This window comes from Candidatus Woesearchaeota archaeon (assembly GCA_020854775.1).
Classification (GTDB): domain Archaea; phylum Nanobdellota; class Nanobdellia; order Woesearchaeales; family 21-14-0-10-32-9; genus 21-14-0-10-32-9.
The window spans coordinates 160,196-177,526 of record JAHKLZ010000005.1; the positions used below are offsets into that span (position 1 = coordinate 160,196).

A 17,331-nucleotide genomic window follows, 5' to 3' on the forward strand; every position below is an offset into this window, starting at 1 on the left:
ATTATAAATGTTTTTTGTTAGTTTTAGAAAAAAATTAGTAAAAATAAAAAAAATGGTTTATAAGTGGTCATCTATTGATTTTTTTAGTGTTACGCTACCTGGTTTTGTAGCTTCGGACATTCTTTCTGTTAATTTTGCGTCTTCAGGGTCAGGTGATCTAGGATTGCTTATTCTGTATTTTATTGGTCCTTCGTATGTTATTGTTCCTTCTTCAGGATTATAAGTTCTCTTCATTTTTGTGGTATCGTCTCCTAAGTGTATTTCGCTTACATGGGTTGATTGATACTTTAAAGGTATGTTAAATTCTACTAATTCGTATCCTTTTGGTCCGTTTATTATTTGTGTTTCTGGTTGTGTGTTGCATTTATTTAGTAGAAAAGGTGTTGACATTATTCCTGCTATTAGTAAGCCTTTCGTTAAATTCTTAAAAAAATTTCCGTGGTTGTTTTTTTGTTCATTTTGATATTGTGATTCATTTGGTCTGTATTGATTCATGTTTTTTCACCTCTTTTTGGTTTTTTATAAGTATAGGGTTCTTACAACGCTTTCCCAGTATTCTTGGTGTGTTTGTTTTGGTTTTTTTGATATTATTACGTCTTGTTTGTATTGTTGTATTTGCTTATTTTCTTGTGTTTTTGGCATATAAGCTATGTGTTTAAAAGGATTCTGAGCGTTTGGATTGTTTTCTTGGTTGTTTGTTCTTAAATATTTGTTTTGGTTCATTTTGTTCACCTTTTTCTTATTATTAGTAAAGTAAAACAACTATATAAATCTTTCTATTTTTTATCACTTTTTAGTAGTTAAAAAGGTTTTTTTGTTTTTTTGTTATAAAAAAGAACCCAAAAAGTATATAAAACAAACAATAATCACAGACTATATGGCGGCCGTGGTGTACCGGCTAGCATTGAGGTCTGTGGAACCTTAGGACCGGGTTCGATTCCCGGCGGCCGCCCTTCTATAAAAGCTAAAATTATTCAATAACTTAGAAATATTTAAAGAAAAAAAAAATTAAAAAAGAATTATTTTTTTTGCCATGCATAACTACGCAATTTAGCACTTTTTCCGAATCCGCAACTAGAACAGACCTTATCTCTTGCATGAAAAGATATCTTTCCACATCTCCTGCAAGCTATGTGTGATTTCTTGCCAGATCTTTTACCCATTGATGCTGTTCCTTTACTCATCTTTTAACCTCATTGCGGCGAAATTATTGTGATTGTGTCTCCTCTTATGAAAACCGTGCCTAATTGTTTTTTTAACTCTCCATCCACTCTTTCCTCTGCGTTATCTAGGACTGTGTTTATGTGAATGTCAAATGCTATTAAGCTACCCACGTATTGTCTTCCGTTCTTTAATTCTACTAATACTCTTTTATTTCTTGCCTTGTTTAATGCGTCTAAAGGCCTTGATGCTTGTTCCATTTTTTACCCTCCAAAAAAAATCAAATTATTTTTTTAAGACTGCGTTTATGATTTTTTCTTGTCCTGGTCTACTAGTTATTACAGCTAATCCTTTTTCTGTTTCTATTATCGTGTTTTTTGTTAATATGTTTCGTCTAACATAGTTTCTGTTCGCCGAATTTTCTTTTACTGCTTTTATTTTTACTATTGCGTGTTTCCCTGTTTTCGGGTCGTAAACATTTGCTAATTCAGCTGATAATAAATGTTCTTTTTTTGAACCACCTTTGGTTTTTTTAGTTTTAACTCTTAAAAAACCTATTGTTGGCAATGCTGCTTTATTACCAGTCATATGCACTCTCTTTGTTCTTGTGCTCGTATTTCTCGCCCCTGAGGGTTTTCTTAATGATCTGTCTTGTACTACTACCATGAATATTGGAAAAAAACTTTGATTTATAAATCTTTGTATGCTCTCGACTATTATTATTTAGAATTAGAGTAATGATAAGTGCCCTGTTATTTTATCTATTTTTTCTTCTGCGTCAGGCCCTATTCCTAGCACCGTTATTGTTCCTGGTTCTAAAAAAGTTCTTCCCGCGTCATTTATTAATCCTACTTTTAAATCATGATTTTTTGCTTGTACTAATAAATCTCTTAATTCTTTGTCAGACAACACTTTTAATACTGATTTTTTCATTCCTTGTTTTTTCCAAGCTTGCACCATTTTTTGGTCAGAGTTCATAACTGCTTCTACACTTCCATGTGCCACTTGTGCAGCTAATTTCCCTTTAGGCATTTTTAGATCCGTTCTTACTATTATTACTTGTTTTAAACTCATATTTTTTAAATAAATTGTTTTAGTATATAAAATTGTTTAAATTATTTTATTCTCTATTAATACTTAAGAAAAAAGAAATATTTAAATACTAATGACTTAATATCTTTTATTAGCGCATTAATAAATACTAATAAGTAAAAATTATTGTTTTAAATACGAGGTGAATATGTAATGGTGTGTAAAAAAAAGAAAAAAGGTCAAGCTGCTTTAGAGTTCTTGATGACTTATGGTTGGGCTTTCTTAGTCATATTAATTGTTATTGGCGCATTCGTTTATTTTGATGTTTTGAATCCTGCGAAACTTATTCCTCCTAGGTGTAGTTTCCCTGCAGGTTTTACTTGTGATGAATTCGCTGTAAAAGATGATGGTGTAGAATTCACTATTGTTAACAGGTTGGGTTACACTATTGATGGGTTCAATGCTGTTCTTATAGATTTAAATAATCCCGATGCTGAAATTAGTTGTACTTCAGATCCCGATACAGGAAATAGAGTTATTGATGGTGGAAGAATAACTTTTACTTGTGATGAAAATTTTGAGTATGTTTCTGGTGAACGATTCCAATCAGACATAATCGTGAAATATACTCGTGCTGGTGGAAATATAGAACAACAATCTCGTGGTAGTTTAGGTGCTGAAGTACAGCAATAATTATTTTTTTTCTTTTTTTTATTTTCTTTTATTTAGTTCGGTGATGTTATGAAGAAAAATAAAGGTCAAATTGCTTTAGAATTCATTATTACTTATGGTTGGGCTTTCTTAGTTATGTTAGTTGTTATAGGTGCTTTTTTTTATTTTAGGATGGGTCCTGAGCAAGTTGTTCCTCCTTCTTGTTTGTTTACTGATGATCTTTTTTGTATGGGTCATAAATTTAATGAATCTGGTTTAATTCTCGAAATGCGAAATAATGCTGGTAGACCTGTTAATATCACTCATATTAGTTGTCAAATTGAACGATACGATAGAAACACGACTGAGTTTGTTCCTAGCATAGTCCTGGCCCCTAGTGATTCTAGTGCTGATATAATCTGTACGCCTGACGGCATTTATAATGAGCCTAGTTTGATTAGGTCTAACGTTGTTATTTATTATAAGTATCACGGTCAAGAATTTCCTAGAACTACTGAGGGAAACGTAATTGGTTATTTTTCTGATTGAAGGTGTTTTTTATGGTTACTAAAGATGATGTTTTTAAGGCTTTGATGAATGTTGTTGATCCAGATATAGGTGTAGACGTTGTTAGTCTTGGTTTAATTTATGATGTTAAAGTATCTGAGGATGAAGTTTTTGTTTTGTTCACTCTTACTTTTCCTGGTTGTCCTTATGCTGATTTTCTTGTTAATGAAGTTAAAGAAACAGTTTCCGAGTTATCAGGTGTTAAAAGCGTAGAGGTTCGTTTAACTTTTGATCCTCCTTGGAATCCTGATAAGATTGATCCTGATATTCGTGCTGCTTTGAATATTTAAAAGAATTTTAGTGCTTTTATTAGCTTTTTTTTTCTTAAGTAATTTCTGAGTTTTTTTTCTATGTCTTTTGTTTTGTATTTTGCTTCTTCCTGTTTGAATTCTTTGGAGTGATGAGTCATTCTCCCAGTCTTTGTTTTTTTGTATCCTAGCTTTTTATGTAATGCTTCATGAAATACAACATAATCAAGTAATTCTTGTTCTCCTTTAAGTACGGTGCTTATCATTATCGTATCAGTTGTGTATTCATAATGGCCTAATTTATTAAATGAATTAGTTCCCCAAACTAAGTTAGGTGTGTTTATTTCTTCATTGAAATAGTCTTTATTTATTTTGTTAAAACTATTTAATAATTCAGGGTCTGATTTATCTATTTTTGAATAATTAGGTAAGTTCTTTATGAATTTATTATATAAATCGAGTTCGAAAGTTTCGTCGTAATCTTGTTTAATTATTCTTATTAGTAAGCTTTGTATTAATCCTATTCTTAGTTCTTCTGAGAATTCTTCCCAGTTTTTACTTATAGAAAAAACTATTTTTTCTGAGTCATACTTAGCATTAGCATTAAATGGTTTAAACTTCGCAGAGTATTTTAATACAAATCTTCTTGTTTCTTTTTTATTAGGAAATAATGATTCGTAAGCTTTTTCAGCTAAATTCATTTAGGATTCCTCTTTTTTTGATTCTAGTAATATGTCTGCAGGATTTTTACATTTATTTATTTGACATTTTTTTATTATGTCCTCTATTAGGTTTCCTGTTGTTTCTGCGTCTCCGAATCCTATGATTAATTCATCTCCTATAAATGTTGTTGGCACTCCACTTTTTCGTTCATTGTATGCTTCAAGCAATAATATTAGCAATTCTTCGTTTTCTTGATTTGAAACTTCATAGCTTTTTATTTCTATGTCGTCATATTTGTTTTCTAAATTTTTTAAGAATTCTTCTTGTATTTCGCAATTAGGACATCCTTTTTCCCAAAAATAATAAATTGTTATTTTTTCTGAATCATCACTTATTATAGGATTGTTACAAGCAAAAAACACTAAGGATATTGTTAATAACGTGAACATAAAGATTTTTTTCATTTTTTTAACCTCTTTTTCTTAGTTATTATTGTTTGTAAATAAAAATTTAACTAAAATACGTTTAGTTTTTTATGTTGTAAGAATCATATTCGTTATTCCACGTATTTATTCTTATTAATTCTTTTGAATGTTTTTTTTCTGTTATTATTCTTATTGTTTGAGTTACTTGTGTTGCTGACACAATCATCGTTATTGTGTTTATAACACCTATTTCATTGCAATTATCAAATGTTTCTCCAGTTCTTATTATTTTTTTGAACTTATCAGGATTATCTACCACTAATATGTTGCCTTTTATTCCTGTTGCTGCTGCGTGTATCCAAGTCTTGTTTTTTTCTTGACAATAATCATTTATTATAAATCTAGAAGCCATGTTATCTGTACAATCCAATATTAAATCATAGTCATCAAGTTCTTTAGTATTACTCTTAGATAAGTATTCTTTTATTATTTTTATTTTTGTGTCTTTATTTATTTCGTTTAGTTCTTTTTTTGCTATTTCTACTTTTGATTTTCCTACATGTTTTTCTTTGTATAATACTTGTCTGTGCAAATTTTCTATTATTATTATGTCTTTATCAAACAATAATAATTCGCCGATTCCTGCTCTTGTTAACAATTCAGAAGTTACTGTTCCCAATGCTCCTAAACCTATTATGGCTATTTTAGCATTTCTTATTCTTTTTTGACCTTCAATACCTATTTCTTCTAGGATTTCTTGTCTTATGTATTTATTCATTTTTTATTATCTATTCCTGATGCCAATATGTTTCCATGATGCCCTTTTGTTTGTTCTAAAGGAAATCTTTGTTCATATTCATCCATCACTTCTTTCAAAGATTTTTCTAAATTCACATCACAAATATAAGCTAGTTTTAGTATTAAATATAACATGTCTGCTAAATCATTTGAAACTTCTTCTTTGTTTTCTTTAATTATTTTTACTTGTGTTTCTACGTCAACCCATTTTATTTTGTTCCAGAATTCTCCTACTTCTTCAGACATATTTAGTAATAAATCTTTTATTTGTCTTGGATGACTCCACTCTCTGTCATCATTAAATTTTTTTATTTGATTTTGCAATTCTAACAGTTCCATGACGCACCACTTATTTATTTTTTACTACGAAGAACGCATGATCCATTTCATAAGGATCTAATTCTTTGTAATCTACTATTAAAAGAGTTTCTTCTAATTTCTTTCTTACTTCCTTAAATATGTCTTTTGGTTTTCTTGTTACATCTATGCTTCTTGGTTTTATTGCTAGTAATCCGAATCCTCCTGGTTTAAGAAATTCTTTGCAATTATCTAAAAATATTCCTACTTGGTCTCTTTGAGCAACGTCTTGATAAACCACGTCTACTTTTGAAACTTTATCTTTATAATTTTGTGGTTGAGACGCATTTTCTAGTAAAGGTATCATGTTTTTTCTTTCTTCACAAACAAAAACTAAGTCTCGAACAACTCTTGGTGCGAAGTCTAAACAAAATATGATTCCTTCCTCCCCAACAATGTCTGATATGAATGAAGGTGTATAACCATGACTTGCTCCTAAGTACAAAATTATTGAGCCTTGTTTTATGCCTGTTTGTGATAATCCCTTTAGCACCGCGGCTCCTAATTTGCTTCTTTCAGGATTTATTTCGCGATATTCTTCCCCTTTTATTTTAATTGTTTTTTCTGCGAAGAATTTTTTTCCTGGAAGAATACTTTTTGTGTACAACAAAGTTTTTTTTCCTTTTCTTTCTCTATATATTCTTAATTTGTTAATTTCTTCCATTTTTCTTTATGTTTTATTAAATTTAGTTTTTAATTCTTCTAAGTATTTATGACCTAAGAATTCTCCTTTAAAAAAATCTAATCTGGCACACATACTTATTTTATCCGCTAATGTGCGGGAAGCTTTTCCTTTTTCTTTAATAGATGCCCCAGTCACAACAGGATGATTTATTATGAATCCGTACTTTGGAGGTTTAGCTCCTGTTTTTATATGTCTAAACAATGCTTTTTCAGCTCCTAATAATTGGATCGTTCCACTTTGTAAGCTCGCTAGCCTCTTTAATGATCCTGCTTCTCTTAATAATTTTGCACCTATTGTTGTTCCTGCTAAACTCAATAAGTTCTTGCAATAATCATTCATTATTTCTTCTAAGTATTCTGTTAAGAATTCTTTGGTTTTTGTTGTTGCTTGAGCTAATAATGCTAATGACATTATTGCTTCTTCATCTCTAGGCTCTAGTTTTGTTCCCATCTCAGTCTTTGAATATTCTTGTTGTAGTATTATATCTACGATTCTTTGATTGTCTTCTACTTTTTTTTCGAGTTCAGGATTTTTAAGCAAGAACCATTCTCTTAGTCTTCCGACTACTACGTTGAAATACTTATCTAGTTCTTCTATGTTAGAAATAGCATTTATAATCATTAAATCTTTATTAACAGATTCTTTAATTTTTTGTTTAACTTCTAATAAAGCTTTTTTTCTTATTTCATCAAAATCTTGATTCATACTTATTAGGATATGAAACTAGTTTTTAAAGGTTTTGAAGAAGAAAAAAAATAAAGATTATTTAGAAAATAATCTTTTATATAAAGGTATAATTAGTATTATTATAAAAATTAAGTACCAATACCAATAAATGCTTAGTGCTAAATTTCTGAATCCTGGCCAAGCAGTTAATAACATTAATGTGAATAAAAAAACTAATAATTTCATTATTTGAAAATCAAATATTTTCATTTTTTTTAACATTTTATTAAACATTTTTGTTAGATTCATATTGTATCACCTAGACCAGTTATTATTTTCTTAGCTAATAAATGTTTTTATTTATAGAACAAATAATTAAAAAAAAAAAAAAAAAAAAAAAAGAGAAGCACGTGCATAGTTGATTCCTTGGACTTCACCAAATACAAACTTTGGAAAGAGTAAGACGTTTAGTGAGCGCGAGCTGAATACCTCGTTACCTTGGTACTTACACTCCGCTTCTATCAAACCTATCTTCTATAGGCGTCTAAGAGATCTCTTTTCAGGGCTGGTTTCGTGCTTAGATGCTTTCAGCACTTATCCATTAGCGCGTAGCTGCCCAGCAAATACCCTTCCGGATAACTGGTAAACCAGAGGCGCCGATTCTCCGTTCCTCTCGTACTAAGAGATTCTTCCCTTCAGATCTCTAACACTTCCAGTAGATATCAAACAAACTGCCTCACAGCGTTCTGAACCCAGCTCACGATTCCTTTTAATGGGTGAACACCCCCACCCTTGGACGCTTCTGCACGCCCAGGATAGGAAGAGCCGACAACGATGTAGCAAGCCGCGCCGTCGATATGGGCTCTCGGGCGCGACAACTCTGTTATCCCCGGAGTAACTTTTCAGTCATGCCTACCCCCCAGTCAAGGAGAGATAGGAGATCGCTAGACCAAGATTTCTCTACTATGATTCCTTTTGTAAAAATCCTAGTTAAGCCTGCTTTTGCTCTTGCACTCTACGACGGATTTCTGACCCGTCTGAGCAGACCATTGGGCGCTGTTGATACCTTTTCAACAGCGTGCCACCCCAGCCAAACTGTCCACCTGCCGATGTCCTCTCGGAAGAGTAAAGCAAGGTAAAACAAGAAAATTGGTGTTACATTTTCGCCTATGCACGAACTGGCGTTCGTACCATCAAACAGCTCCCAATTACGCTATATAACTTATCTTGCCTTGCAACAACAGGCTACAGTAAAGTTTCACGGGGTCTTCGCTTCCCACTGGAAGTCTCTGGCCTTTGCACCAGAATGGAAAGTTCGGAGGGTTCTAGTTAGGGACAGTGGGCATCTCGTTACGCCATTCATGCAGGCCGTCAATCAAACGGCAAGGCATTTCGCTACCTTAAGAGAGTTATAGTTACCCCCGCCGTTTACCCGCTCTTAGCCCCATTGAAATGAGGTTTGAAGTACGGGCACTGGGCAGACGTCACCGACTATTCACACCTTTACAGGCTAGCAGTCGGTTATGTTTTTGTTAAACAGTCGGACACCCCTTGTCACTGCGCCCTGAAATCGCAATTATACAACAACGAATCCAGGGACCCCTTATACCGAAGGTACGGGGCTAATTTGCCGAATTCCCTTAACTAGATTATCCCTTCACACCTTGGGTTTCTCACCCAGGGGCACCTGTGCTGGTTCTGGGTATGGCTATCTAAGATCTTTTTTGTTTCCTTTTTCACGGGCACCAAGCATTACCTAAACATACCTTAAGGTATGCACATCTAAAGATTATTCGAGTTCTCATCATTACGATACTCCCTTGAATTGTCTTTATTATCAAGTCTGAAATTACTTGTTAGGCTAGCACGATGCGTCAGTAAACAAACTTGTGTCGCCACGCATACTAAGATAGTACCGGAATATTAACCGGTTTCCCTTTCCCGCTAGAATCAATTTATGATCGCGGTTAGGACCAACTTACCCTTGGCTGAACTGCATTGCCAAGGAACCCTTGCCCTTTCGGTGGTGGAGATTCTCACTCCACTATGTTCCTACTACTACCAGGATTCTCATTTCTACACGGTCCACATTTCTTTTCAGAAAAGCTTCAGCCCATGCAGAACGCCTGCCTACCACTCACCTTGCGGTGGTCTACAGTATCGGTAACTGATTTAGCCCCGTCCATTTTCAGCGCTCATAACCTTGACAAGTAAGCTGTTACGCACTTTTTAAAGGGTGGCTGCTTCTAAGCCAACCTCCTCGCTGTCTCTGGTTATGAACAGCCTTGTGCCATTCACACTTAATCAGTATTTTGGGACCTTAACTGTAGTCTGGGTTGTTTCCCTCTCGGAACTCAGGTTTACCCCGAGCCCCCGTCTCCCCACGTCTACGACGTTTAGGTATTCGGAGTTGGACAAGGAACCGAGGAATTTCTTCCCCTAAATCCCCAATCCGTAGCTCTACCCCCTAAACTATCTCAATGGAGACTTGACTACGGCCAAATTTGGCAGGAACCAGCTATCACCGAGCTCGATTGGCTTTTTACCCCTATTCACAGGTTAGAAGAACACTTGCACGTAGAACCTCTTCAGGCCTCCACGCCCTTTAAGAGGCGCTTCACCTTACCCAAGAATAGATCGCTCGGCTTCGGGTCGCATCCAAGTGACTCAAGGCACTTTCATACCTCGCCCCTCGTAAACTGCGGGCGTTTGCTTTCGCTATGAATACCCTTGTTAGGTTATTCTTGCCACTTAGATGCACTCCCTGGCACGTTATTCAAAACGCACGATACACGCCCTTAGACGCGTACCTATCGATAACTGCTAGGTTTCAAGCTCTTTTAACTCTCGGTTAAGAGTTCTTTTCAGCATTCCCTCACGGTACTATACTCTATCGGACTCAACTTGTATTTAGGGTTGGAGGTTGATGTCCCCCAGGTTCACGCATCATTTCCAAGATACGCTACTCAAGAACATTCTAAAGTCCATCACGTTTCTCTCACGGGGCTATCACCCTCTTCGGCGCCTCTTTCCAGAGGACTTTAGATTCTCGTAAATGGATCAAAAAAGAAGTCTTACAACACCACATCCCTGATGCATTACTGCAACAGATTCAGTTTGCCCTTTTCCGTTTTCACTCGCTGTTACTAACGGAATCCCAATTGGTTTCTTTTCCTGCGGGTACTAAGACGTTTCAATTCCCCGCGTTTCTTCTCCTTTCGGAGTGTATAACGAAGTCGCATTCGGAAATCAGGGGGTCGAAGGCTGCATGCGCCTATCCCTTGCTTATCGCAGCTTGCCACGTCCTTCTTCAGCTATTGAGCCAAGCTATTCACCTAACAGCGTAGGATTCTTTCCTTAATTTGGTAGTGTAAGGATAATTTACATTAATTTTACACTGTTAGCAAAGACCAGGAATCAACTATGCACGGCTTCATAAAACGTGATTCCAACATTCCTGTTGTTGGAGTTTTCTGCCTCCACTCACAAAAAAGCTTGTGAGCAGTTTTTCATCAAATGAATTTGAGTGAATATAATTTTTAAATGATTATAATGGACTCGTCGGGACTTTCAAACATAACGCGAATCCACGTCGATTTTTTTGAACCCGAAGCCTCTCGCGTGCAAGGCGAGCGCTCTACCGTTGAGCTACGAGCCCGTGATAATAAAAGGCAAAAAGATTGATAAGAATAACTTGTTCGGTAGTTAACCGTTTTACTATTATTAATAGTAAAAAAAAAGGAGGTGATCCAGCCGCAGGTTCCCCTACGGCTACCTTGTGACGACTTAACCCGCCTCACTGAGCCTAGATTCAACTTAACCAATAAGCTAAGTTTTACCTAAACCCTGCTCGGTTGGTTTGACGGGCGGTGTGTGCAAGGCGCAGGGACATATTCACCGGGCTATGATGAAACCCGATTACTAGGGATTCCGACGTCATGAGGATGAGTTACAATCCTCAATCTGGACTGAGATAGGGTTTAGAGGTTTAGCTTCTCCTTTCGGAGTTGCATCCCATTGTCCCTACCATTGTTGCGCGCGTGTAGCCTAGAAGATTCGGGGCATACAGACCTGCCGTAGCCTACACCTTCCTCCTTGTTTCCAAGGCAGTCCCTGCAATGTGCCCGGTCCACCGTAGTGCCGGTAGCAATTGCAGATATAGGTCTCGCTCGTTGCCAGACTTAACTGGACACTTCATAGCACGAGCTGACGGCGGCCATGCACCACCTCTCGGCTCGTCAGGTAATGTCTTCAACATGACCTTCATCCTGCCGTCGCTTCTAGTAAGATTCTCTGCGTTGAGTTAGATTAAACCGCACGCCGCACCCCTTGTGGTGCGCCCCCGCCAATTCCTTAAAGTTTCAGTCTTGCGACCGTACTTCCCAGGCGGTGAGCTTAATAGCTTCCTTTCGACACCGCGCATTCACGTAGAATACGCGACACCTAGCTCACAGCGTTTACGGCTAGGACTACTCGGGTATCTAATCCGGTTCGCTCCCCTAGCTTTCGTCCCTCACAGTCAGATCCGTTCTAGTTAGACGCCTTCGCCACAGGTGGTCCTCCTTAGATTATAGCATTTTACCGCTCCCTAAGGAATACCTCTAACCCCTCCCGGTCTCAAGTCTCGCAGTGTCTCCTGCACTCTGCCAAGTTAGGCCTGGCAATTTCACAAGAGATTAACGAAACCTGCTACGGACGCTTTAGGCCCAATAAACGTGATTGCCACTTGTGGCGCTGGTGTTACCGCGGCGGCTGGCACCAGTCTTTCCCACCACTTATTCGCCGTGCTATTTACACACAACAAAAGCCCAAGCATTGCTTGAGCACTTGGGATCCCCTTATCACACTTGCGTGCATTGTAAAGGTTTCGCGCCTGCTGCACCCCGTAGGGCTGGGACCAGTATCTCAGTGTCCCTCTCCGGGCTCCCACTCTCATGGCCCGTACCGATCTTTGGTTTGGTGGTCCGTTACACCGCCAACAGCCTAATCGGCCGCCGTCTCATCCTAAGGCTCGAGTTTGGAGAATACTACATTCCAGTATGTATTCCTTATCAGGTGTTAACCACAGTTTCCCGTGGGTATCCCTGACCTTAGGGCAGATTAACGACGTGTTACTGAGCCTTACGCCTCTATTGCTAGAAGACTTGCATGGCTTAATCGAATCCCAATAGCAGCAATCTCCCGCAGGATCAACGGGTATTCATTTTACATCCTTCGTTTATGTTCCGATCGCTTTAAAACTTTAAAAATTGTTACAAGGTTTACGTTTCTAGGTCGTATATTATTACTAAGTTCTCGTTAGTACATCATACGAACTATTTGTTGATTTTCTTATCAATCTTTTTGCGCATACTCGATTCTGCAATCAAGCATGATTTTGAATTTTTTTTTGTTTATTCTCCTGTCGTAAGCCTCGAGAGGCGACAGTCTCAGAATTTGGTGGTGATACTCTATTTGAGTAAATTGTGGGAAAACGTTTCCATTTAAAAGGTTTTCGTTCTTTTGTTTTTTGTTTTTTTGGTGCAGAATTTTTTTGTTTTTATATAAATAAATTTTTTTACCAAAAAAAGTTTTCTTCGGTTATTTTAATGTTTATTCTTTGTTGTTTTATTATTTTTTTGATTGTTTTATTCATTCATTTCAGAATTTTGTTCTTTTATTTAATTTTTGTTAAAAAAAAAGTAAAAAAAAGGTTATTTTTTGCAGTTGCACATTAGTTCTAGGTCTTCTTGCAAGTCTTGTAGTTCTTGTTCGTGTTTTACTTCGTCTTGCATGATTTTTCTAATCATGTTGTATGTGATTGCGTCATTCATTCCTTTTAGTTTTTCTAGTATTGTGTTGTAGACTCCGATTGCGCATTGTTCTCCTTTAATGTTTTGTGCTAGTATTGTTTTTGTGTCTGGTTTGTTTGGAGTTTCGTATCCGCAGTTGCTGAATTTTCCTAAATCCTCTGGGTTTAGGATTGGTTCTCCTCCTAGTTGGATTATTCTTTCTGCTAGCATTTCTGCGTGTTCTAGTTCTTCTTTTGCATGTTCTTTTAGTTCTGTTTCTATTTCTGGCCTCATTGGTCCTTTTATTATGTATGCTCCTACCCAGTATTGGTATACTGCTAACCATTCGTCTGCTAATGCTTTATTTAGTAAGTCTATTAGTTCTTTTACGTTTCCTTTTATTATATCTATGGCTTTTGTGCCCATGTTTATCACCCTTATTTTTTACTAATTAGTTTTATTTTATAAATATTTGGGTGTGTCTTATTTGTTTTTTTTATTGGTTTGATAAATTATTTAAATACAGGAAATATTGGTTTTTTTATGAAGAAACCTGTTGTTGCTTTGGCTCTTGGTGCTGGTAGTGCTAGGGGTTTGGCTCATATTGGCGTTGTTAAAGTTCTTGAGAAAAATAATATTCCCATTGATTTAATTACAGGTACTAGTATGGGTGCTATTATTGGTGCGTTTTATGCTAAGAATAAAGATATTTTGGATGTTGAAAGAATTGCTTTATCTATTAATAATAAGAAGTTGTTTAAGTTGTTAGATCCTTCTCTTAGTATGGGTTTTTTTAGAGGTAATAAAGTTATTAATTTTTTGAAAGATAATTTGGGCGATGTTGAATTTAAGGATTTGAAGATTCCTTTGGTGGTTGTTGCTACTAATACTCGTAATGGCGAGTCTGTTTATTTTGATAGGGGTGATTTGGTTAATGCCATTAGAGGTAGTATTAGTATTCCTTTGCTTTTTTCACCTTATAGTTATAAGGGTTTGTCTTTAATTGATGGTCATTTGTCTGAGCCTGTTCCTGTTAATGCCGCGCTTAGTAAGAAGCCCGATGTTGTTATTGCTGTTAATCTTGATTCTAAGAAATATTTACGTAATGATATGAGTCCTTCTTTTGGGGGTATTGCTAAGCGCACTGTTAGGATTTTGTTTTATCATTTGTCTAAGAGTATTTCTGAAAAAGCAGATGTTGTTATTTCTCCTGATATTGATATTGATTATTTTGCGAGTTTTTCTGAAGCTAGTCACATTATTAAACAAGGGGAGTTGGCTGCGAAGAAAGCTTTGCCTAGTATTAGGAAGGTTCTTCGAGAATTTGAAAATCTTTGATTTCATAAATTTTAAAAAGTTATTTGTTTTTTGTTTTTTTATGAATAAGTTTTCAAAGATTATTGTTCCTTTTTTGTTTCCTTTTTTGATGTATTCTAAGCCTTTTGTTAATCATGATTATGTTGGTGTTGATTATTCTGGTTTTCCTGTTGAGTTTAGTTATGATTTGAAGACTGGTATTTTTGGTGGTCGAATTAATGTTCCTACTGGTACTATGATTAAGACTAGTAATGGTTCTAAGAAGTCTTTGGAGGTTAGTGTTTTGTTTAATAGGGTTAAGTATGGTTTTGATAAGCCTAATGATTCTACTTATGTTGAGAATTTGAGTTTGCCTGATGAGACTTTTATTTATAAGAAGCGAGATGATTCATGGGTTCTTGTTGATTATGTTGCTAAAGGTAATAATCGTGATTATAAAAATGATCTTATTGGTCATTCTTTTAGTGGTAATACTTTGGCTGATTTGACTGTTGAGCAGTTGAATAGTGTTGGTGATACTATTGATTTTTTCTTGTTTGGTGAAAGTTATTTTTTTGTTAGGTCTTCTTTGGATGCTATGGAGATTAAAGGTATTAAGGTTCAGGATGTTGATGAGGGTATTTTTAGTGATGTTATTAATTTGAATCAGAGTGAAGGTTCTTTGTATCCTGATTTTGAGGTTGGTTTTGATGTTAGGCGTAGAGGTCCTTTGAATGGTTCTTATAAGATCAGGGGTTTTTTTAATAAGTAGTTTTTTTTAGAAAAGTTTTTTATATGTCTTTGTTATTTGATTTTTTATGCGTATCGGTGTTGATTTAGATGAGGTTCTTTGTGAGTTTCTTAGTGGTTTGATTGATTTTCATAATTCTGTTTATGGTTCTTCTTTGGTTTTTGATGATTTTTTTAGTTATAATTTTTGGGAGGTTTGGGGTGGCGATGTTGAGGAAGCTAAGTTGAAGGTTTTTGCTTTTTATGAGTCTGATTTTTTTAAGAATTTAAAGCCTGTTAAAGGCGCTGTTGAAGGTGTTAAAGCGCTTGGTGAGATTCATGAACTATTTATTATTACTGCGCGTCAGGAGTTTATTGCTGATAAAACTAAGGTTTGGCTTGATTTGTTTTTTCCTGGTTTGTTTAAGGGTTTGATTATTGTTAATCATCTTTCTAATAGCGGGGTTTCTCGTAGTAAAGGTGATGTTTGTGATGAGTTAAATATTAGTGTTATGATTGAGGATTCTTTTGGTTATGCTGTTGATTGTTTAAGAAATGATAGATTAGTTATTTTGTTTAATAAGCCTTGGAATGTTAATAAAGGTATTGTTAAAGGAATTGTAAGAGTTAATTCTTGGGAAGATTGCGTTCGTGTTATTAATAGTTTTAAATGATTTGTTTTTTTAATTCTTTTAGGTGTTTTTTTAGTTTTTTTATGAATTCTTTTTTTTCTTGCATTGTTATTTCTTTGTTTTGTGCTTTTTGTTCTCTGAATTTGTAAGCATCCATTATTATGTGTTCAGGATTTATTTTTTGTGTTTGATTTTTTAAATCAAGCCATTTGTTTTTTGGTTTGATTTTTTTGTGTCTTAATTCGTTGTCTGTTAACCAGAATACTTGTTTTATTATATCATGGAAGCTCATTTCTTTTTCTTTGTATTTAGGTAAGAATATTTCTTGAAATGCTTTTATCATTTTTTCAAAATCTTGTTTATTTGTTCTTTTTTTTAATTCTTTGCTGTTTAATTTTTTTCCTATTAATAATTCGTATTCATCGATGTGTTTTGAGAATCTCGTCGTGTTTTTTCCTTGATGTGTTTTTCCTGTTTTTAGTTCTTCTGTTGAATAAGCAGATAAGGATATTTTGTTTAATTCTTTTTGTTTTAGTTCTTGTTTTATTTTATTTTTTTGTTCTTCGTAGTTTTTTTCTTTGAATATTAATACGAGGTCTACGTCGCTTCCTTGTATTGTTTCTCTTCTTGGAAATGTTCCTTTTACGTATATTGATAATATTTTTGTTTGTTTTTTTAGAATGTTTTCTGTTTTTTCAAGTTCTTGTATTATTTTCGTTTCGATTTCTGTTTTGTTTTTCCAGTCTTCCCAGAATTTGTTTATTTTACTTATTTTTTTCATTTATGATTATTAAGAATTCGTTGTTTATAATTGTTTTTAGTTTTTTTATTGAAAAAAGTTATAAAGTTAAAGATTTTTTAGTTTTTATGCCTTTTGTTGATGTTCACGCTCACCTCGATTTTGAGGATTATGATTCTGAGATAGATGATGTTATGCGTAGATGCGAAGAGACTAGAACTGTTGTGGTTGTGAATGGTGTTAATCCTAGTAGTAATCGTAAAGTTTTGAAGTTGGCTGAAAAGTATGATTTGGTTAAACCTGCTCTTGGTTTTTATCCTACTCATGTTGTTGAGGAATCTGATGATGTTTTTGATGCTGAGTTTGATTTTATTTCTAAGTCTAAGTGTGTTGCGTTTGGCGAGATTGGTTTAGATTTTAAGTATACTAAGGATGATGTTGGTATGAAGAAACAAGAGAATGCGTTTTGGCGTTTTATTGAATTGGGAGAGAAGACTAATAAGCCTTTGATTATTCATTCTCGTAAGGCTGAGCTTAGAGTGATTGAGATGCTTGAGTCTTCTCGTTTGAAGAAACCTGTTATGCATTGTTTTTCTGGTAAGAAAAAATTAGTGGAACGTTGTGCTGATAATAGTTGGTTTTTTTCTGTTCCTGTTATTGTGAATAAGTTGCAGCAATTTCAAGAAATGGTTAAGTATACTAATATTAATCAGTTGTTGACTGAGACTGATAGTCCTTATCTTGGTCCTGTTCCTGGTGAGAAGAATTATCCTTGGAATGTTAATATTGCTATTAAGAAGATTGCAGAAATTAAGGGTTTTGAGGAGAAGGAAGTTGAGAATAATATTTTTATGAATTATCAAAAATTATTTTAATGAGTTGTTACTTTTAAGTAATTAAAAGAGAAAGTT

Annotated in this window: 22 protein-coding genes, 2 tRNA genes and 2 rRNA genes; 8 read left to right on the top strand and 18 right to left on the bottom strand. The window is 34.9% G+C overall.

All coding sequences use genetic code 11. The features are described 5' to 3' along the window. Positions 1–57 precede the first annotated feature (57 nt). Both KO361_01415 and KO361_01420 read right to left on the bottom strand, forming a co-directional pair. Positions 58–495, bottom strand: a complete 438-nt coding sequence (locus tag KO361_01415) for a hypothetical protein (GenBank protein ID MCC7574228.1) — start codon at positions 493–495, stop codon at positions 58–60. Between the two features lie 24 nt (positions 496–519). Continuing rightward, the gene (locus KO361_01420; GenBank protein ID MCC7574229.1) at positions 520–723 is read right to left on the bottom strand and encodes a hypothetical protein; all 204 of its coding nucleotides are present in this window, start codon (positions 721–723) and stop codon (positions 520–522) included. Between the two features lie 157 nt (positions 724–880). Here KO361_01420 and KO361_01425 point away from each other — a divergent pair. Next, positions 881–952, top strand: a tRNA-His gene (locus KO361_01425). A 67-nt stretch (positions 953–1,019) separates the two neighbouring features. Here KO361_01425 and KO361_01430 read toward each other — a convergent pair. From KO361_01430 to pth2, 4 genes are all read right to left on the bottom strand, one after another. Continuing rightward, a complete protein-coding gene (locus tag KO361_01430; GenBank protein MCC7574230.1) occupies positions 1,020–1,184 on the bottom strand; it encodes a 50S ribosomal protein L37e in 165 nt (54 codons plus the stop codon). A gap of 9 nt (positions 1,185–1,193) precedes the next feature. Then, positions 1,194–1,421: a small nuclear ribonucleoprotein gene (locus tag KO361_01435; GenBank protein MCC7574231.1), complete on the bottom strand. Its 228-nt coding sequence runs from the start codon at positions 1,419–1,421 to the stop codon at positions 1,194–1,196. A 25-nt stretch (positions 1,422–1,446) separates the two neighbouring features. Next, positions 1,447–1,827, bottom strand: coding sequence for a 30S ribosomal protein S8e (locus KO361_01440; GenBank protein ID MCC7574232.1), 381 nt, complete (start codon positions 1,825–1,827; stop codon positions 1,447–1,449). Positions 1,828–1,890: 63 nt separating this feature from the next. Continuing rightward, positions 1,891–2,235 (bottom strand): peptidyl-tRNA hydrolase Pth2, encoded by a 345-nt coding sequence (pth2, locus tag KO361_01445; GenBank protein MCC7574233.1) that lies wholly within the window; start codon positions 2,233–2,235, stop codon positions 1,891–1,893. Positions 2,236–2,406: 171 nt separating this feature from the next. Here pth2 and KO361_01450 point away from each other — a divergent pair, with 171 nt between their 5' ends. Genes KO361_01450 through KO361_01460 form a run of 3 tightly spaced genes read left to right on the top strand, consistent with a single transcriptional unit; the run spans position 2,407 to position 3,701 of the window. Beyond that, positions 2,407–2,886 carry a hypothetical protein gene (locus KO361_01450; GenBank protein MCC7574234.1) on the top strand — a complete coding sequence of 160 codons (480 nt, stop codon included), beginning with the start codon at positions 2,407–2,409 and terminating at the stop codon, positions 2,884–2,886. Positions 2,887–2,934: 48 nt separating this feature from the next. After that, positions 2,935–3,393, top strand: a complete 459-nt coding sequence (locus tag KO361_01455) for a hypothetical protein (protein ID MCC7574235.1) — start codon at positions 2,935–2,937, stop codon at positions 3,391–3,393. An 11-nt stretch (positions 3,394–3,404) separates the two neighbouring features. Next, the gene (locus KO361_01460; GenBank protein ID MCC7574236.1) at positions 3,405–3,701 is read left to right on the top strand and encodes a metal-sulfur cluster assembly factor; all 297 of its coding nucleotides are present in this window, start codon (positions 3,405–3,407) and stop codon (positions 3,699–3,701) included. On the opposite strand, the gene KO361_01465 is transcribed toward KO361_01460, so the two are convergent. The 11 genes from KO361_01465 to KO361_01515 form a co-directional block, all read right to left on the bottom strand. Then, positions 3,698–4,360: a hypothetical protein gene (locus KO361_01465; protein ID MCC7574237.1), complete on the bottom strand. Its 663-nt coding sequence runs from the start codon at positions 4,358–4,360 to the stop codon at positions 3,698–3,700. The two genes, KO361_01460 and KO361_01465, sit on opposite strands and share 4 nt — an antisense overlap. After that, entirely contained in the window at positions 4,361–4,786 is a 426-nt protein-coding gene (locus KO361_01470) for a hypothetical protein (protein MCC7574238.1), read from the bottom strand. It abuts the gene before it with no gap. 61 nt (positions 4,787–4,847) lie between these two features. Then, complete coding sequence (locus tag KO361_01475) at positions 4,848–5,525, bottom strand: HesA/MoeB/ThiF family protein (GenBank protein ID MCC7574239.1); 678 nt, start codon at positions 5,523–5,525, stop codon at positions 4,848–4,850. Then, complete coding sequence (locus KO361_01480) at positions 5,522–5,884, bottom strand: hypothetical protein (protein MCC7574240.1); 363 nt, start codon at positions 5,882–5,884, stop codon at positions 5,522–5,524. The genes KO361_01475 and KO361_01480 overlap by 4 nt, the downstream gene beginning before the upstream one ends. A 10-nt stretch (positions 5,885–5,894) precedes the next feature. Beyond that, positions 5,895–6,566, bottom strand: a complete 672-nt coding sequence (locus tag KO361_01485) for a fibrillarin-like rRNA/tRNA 2'-O-methyltransferase (protein MCC7574241.1) — start codon at positions 6,564–6,566, stop codon at positions 5,895–5,897. 6 nt (positions 6,567–6,572) lie between these two features. Continuing rightward, positions 6,573–7,292: a hypothetical protein gene (locus KO361_01490; GenBank protein MCC7574242.1), complete on the bottom strand. Its 720-nt coding sequence runs from the start codon at positions 7,290–7,292 to the stop codon at positions 6,573–6,575. Between the two features lie 57 nt (positions 7,293–7,349). Further along, positions 7,350–7,562, bottom strand: a complete 213-nt coding sequence (locus KO361_01495; GenBank protein MCC7574243.1) for a hypothetical protein — start codon at positions 7,560–7,562, stop codon at positions 7,350–7,352. 140 nt (positions 7,563–7,702) lie between these two features. Beyond that, positions 7,703–10,612: ribosomal RNA gene (locus KO361_01500) — 23S ribosomal RNA — on the bottom strand. A 194-nt stretch (positions 10,613–10,806) separates the two neighbouring features. Beyond that, positions 10,807–10,911 (bottom strand) — tRNA-Ala (locus tag KO361_01505). An 81-nt stretch (positions 10,912–10,992) separates the two neighbouring features. Beyond that, positions 10,993–12,453: ribosomal RNA gene (locus KO361_01510) — 16S ribosomal RNA — on the bottom strand. Together the 16S and 23S rRNA genes with 1 tRNA gene alongside form the textbook arrangement of a ribosomal RNA operon. A gap of 493 nt (positions 12,454–12,946) precedes the next feature. After that, a complete protein-coding gene (locus KO361_01515; GenBank protein MCC7574244.1) occupies positions 12,947–13,450 on the bottom strand; it encodes a ferritin in 504 nt (167 codons plus the stop codon). A 117-nt stretch (positions 13,451–13,567) separates the two neighbouring features. Here KO361_01515 and KO361_01520 point away from each other — a divergent pair, with 117 nt between their 5' ends. The 3 genes from KO361_01520 to KO361_01530 are packed head-to-tail and all read left to right on the top strand — an operon-like array spanning position 13,568 to position 15,723. Continuing rightward, positions 13,568–14,362, top strand: coding sequence for a patatin-like phospholipase family protein (locus KO361_01520; GenBank protein MCC7574245.1), 795 nt, complete (start codon positions 13,568–13,570; stop codon positions 14,360–14,362). A 40-nt stretch (positions 14,363–14,402) separates the two neighbouring features. Next, complete coding sequence (locus KO361_01525) at positions 14,403–15,092, top strand: hypothetical protein (GenBank protein ID MCC7574246.1); 690 nt, start codon at positions 14,403–14,405, stop codon at positions 15,090–15,092. Between the two features lie 46 nt (positions 15,093–15,138). After that, entirely contained in the window at positions 15,139–15,723 is a 585-nt protein-coding gene (locus KO361_01530) for a hypothetical protein (protein MCC7574247.1), read from the top strand. Here the strand turns inward: KO361_01530 and KO361_01535 are convergent. Then, positions 15,716–16,462, bottom strand: coding sequence for a nucleotidyltransferase domain-containing protein (locus KO361_01535; protein ID MCC7574248.1), 747 nt, complete (start codon positions 16,460–16,462; stop codon positions 15,716–15,718). The genes KO361_01530 and KO361_01535 overlap by 8 nt on opposite strands. An 86-nt stretch (positions 16,463–16,548) precedes the next feature. On the opposite strand from KO361_01535, the gene KO361_01540 reads away from it, so the two are divergent. Further along, positions 16,549–17,295: a TatD family hydrolase gene (locus tag KO361_01540; GenBank protein ID MCC7574249.1), complete on the top strand. Its 747-nt coding sequence runs from the start codon at positions 16,549–16,551 to the stop codon at positions 17,293–17,295. Positions 17,296–17,331 lie beyond the last annotated feature (36 nt).